Source organism: Desmonostoc vinosum, from assembly GCF_059505385.1.
Genome location: NZ_JCACKM010000327.1, coordinates 1 through 2,832, shown reverse-complemented (window position 1 = coordinate 2,832; position 2,832 = coordinate 1). Strand labels below are relative to the sequence as shown.

The window sequence follows — 2,832 nt, the reverse complement described above, 5'->3', positions numbered from 1 at the left end:
CTGCTAGGTGCTTTCCTCAGCTTATCTGCTTTGTATACCAATTAGATAGCTAGGGAGATGAACCTGTTTGCTATGCCAGACCATCTATTGACGTACTGTTCGATTCGGCGGCTGATATCTACGGTGAGCAAGTAATTGGTGTAATATTAACAGGAGCAAACCAAGACGGCGCACAAGGGCTAAAAAAAATCAAAGCCAGGGGAGGAGTAACTATTGTTCAAGCACCTGAAACCGCAGAAAGCCCACTCATGCCAGAGGCAGCAATTTCTGCTGTTGCAGTAGACTGGATTTTGTCACTTTCAGACATTGCTTCTGTAATAGTCGAGCTTTGTCACTCTATACGGAAATCAACCCATGCAAATGGAATCCAAAGTCAACATCCTCCTAGTAGATGATAGAATAGAAAACTTGTTAGCCCTAGAGGCAATTCTAGAGAAATTGGGGGAGAATTTAGTAAGAGCTACTTCAGGAGAAGAGGCTTTGAGGTGTCTTTTACATCAAGACTTTGCGGTAATTTTGCTGGATGTGCAAATGCCAGGGATAGATGGCTTTGAAACTGCCTCTTTGGTTCGCAATCGGGGGCGATCGCGTCATACACCAATCATCTTTCTGACGGCTTTTAGCACTAGCGACCAAATGCTATTCAAAGCCTATGCATTAGGTGCGGTTGATTATCTACTCAAACCAATAGACCCAAATATATTAACCTCTAAAGTCACAGCATTCGTTGAACTATTTAAGAAAACAGAAGCAGTTAAGCAACAAGCAGACCAATTAGTAGCTGTCAACGCCGAACTCAGGCAGAGCGAAGAGCGATTCCGTTCGCTCAGTACCTGCTCACCCGTTGGGATTTTTGAGACTGATACTGAAGGACGCTGTAATTATAGCAATCCCCGCTATCAAGCAATTTGTGGGTTGAAAGCAGCCGAGAGTCAACAAAAGCGGTGGTTAGAATGTGTGCATCCAGAGGATCGAGAAAGAGCGATCGCTTCTTGGGCAGCTTACATTTATGATGGGCACGATTATTCAGAAGAGTTTCGCTTTCAAACTGTGCATGGAAATGTGCGTTGGGTTCAGGTACGCTCATCACCAATGCTATCAGGTCAAGGTGATTTGCTTGGGTATGTAGGCACGCTAGAAGATATCACCGAACGCAAGCAATCTGAAGAAGTCCGCGCCCAGATGATTCGCGAACAGACCGCTAGACAAGAAGCAGAAGCGGCCAATCAAATGAAAGACGAATTTCTGGCCGTTCTCTCCCATGAACTACGAACACCCCTCACCTCAATGTTGGGTTGGTCAAAAATACTCCGCTCTAAAAAACTTGACGAAAAAGCTACCTCTCGGGCATTGGAAGCGATCGAACGCAACGCCACATCACAAGTACAACTAATTGAAGATATCTTAGATGTATCACGGATTATTCGTGGTCAACTGCGGTTAAATATCGGTGCTGTGAATCTAGTTACAGTTACTGAAGCAGCTTTAGAAGCAGTACGTCCCCTAGCAGAGACAAAAAATATTCAAATAAACACTACCTTAGATAATTCCATAGGTTCGATTTATGGTGATTCAGTCCGGTTGCAGCAAGTGGTATGGAATCTGTTAACTAACGCCATTAAATTTACGCCCAAGGGTGGTAAGGTAGACGTTAATTTGTCAGTGGTTAGTGGTCAAGCAAAAGAACAGAAAACTGATAAATATGCTCAAGTTCAAGTTATTGATACGGGTATTGGCATTAGCCCAGAGTTTTTACCCAAAGTATTTGAGCGTTTCCGGCAGGCAGACAGCACGACAACGCGATCGCACAGTGGACTAGGGCTAGGGTTGGCGATTGTGCGCCATTTGGTGGAACTGCACAGGGGAACAATCTCAGCCGAAAGTTTAGGAGAAGGACAGGGAGCAACCTTTACTGTAAAACTACCACTACTGCAAAACAATAGAAAAAGTAAAGAAACTTCCTTGTCTGCTGTTGCTGCACCATTGGCTGATTTAAAGGTTCTAGTTGTGGATAATGAAACTGATACCCGCAACTTGCTATCTTTTGTGTTTGCAGAATATGGTGCTTCAGCAACTGCGGTATCATCAGTTGCTGAAGCACTGAAAGTATTAGAAGAATTACAACCAGATATCCTCATAAGCGACATCTGCATATCACAGACAGATAATGACACCCTCATCCATCAACTGCATTCTTTAGAACAAGACAAAGGTAAATGTATCCCTGCGATCGCTTTAACAGCGTCTTCACAAGAGGAAGACCGCTTAAAAGTCCTAGAAGCAGGGTTTAAGCAGCATTTATCAAAACCAATCGACCCCACCGAATTGATTAGCGCCGTTGTCAGCGTTTTAAACCTACCCCTGCAAGTCAGTCAGGCAGTGGTGAGTGGTGAGTTTTAATGGAATGGCACTAAGAAAACGTGAAATCAAAAGGCAAGTCTTGATGAGCATACGCACCCAAAGCTACTTGTCGGACACGGCCTAGTAATTCGCTAAAACTGGGGTGGTCTTAATTTCCAAAACCAATCACGCCGACGATGAGAAATAGCCTCGTATCTGCATACCAAATTCTTTCTAGCTCTTTCTCGATTAACTGAACCTTTTAATTTCTTAGAATGCTGTCTACTAGCTTTTTTGATAGCGTTTAGGGATTGCTTAAAAAATTGGGGTGATTCAATTTTGCGAAAAACGCGGTCTTGGGGTTCCACGCCACTCCCTTCAAGCCGGGGAACCCGTCCAAAGGGGTGGCTCCCCAAGAGGAGCGATTTTTCAAGACAAGTACCATCTGAGCAAGTGAGGGAGTCGCAGTCTTGGCGGTTCCCGTCGATTGCG

General features: G+C 44.4%; 1 protein-coding gene and 2 pseudogenes. 2 read left to right on the top strand and 1 reads right to left on the bottom strand.

The window, feature by feature from the left end; all coding sequences use genetic code 11:
- Positions 1–56 precede the first annotated feature (56 nt).
- Together AC5JMF_RS32605 and AC5JMF_RS32600 are read left to right on the top strand one after the other, a co-directional pair.
- A pseudogene (locus AC5JMF_RS32605) lies at positions 57–395 on the top strand (chemotaxis protein CheB); the annotation flags it as partial.
- Positions 355–2,400, top strand: a complete 2,046-nt coding sequence (locus AC5JMF_RS32600) for a hybrid sensor histidine kinase/response regulator (protein WP_495799850.1) — start codon at positions 355–357, stop codon at positions 2,398–2,400. The pseudogene AC5JMF_RS32605 and the gene AC5JMF_RS32600, both read left to right, overlap by 41 nt.
- Positions 2,401–2,492: 92 nt before the next feature.
- Here AC5JMF_RS32600 and AC5JMF_RS32595 read toward each other — a convergent pair.
- Positions 2,493–2,832: pseudogene (locus AC5JMF_RS32595) on the bottom strand (hypothetical protein); the annotation flags it as partial.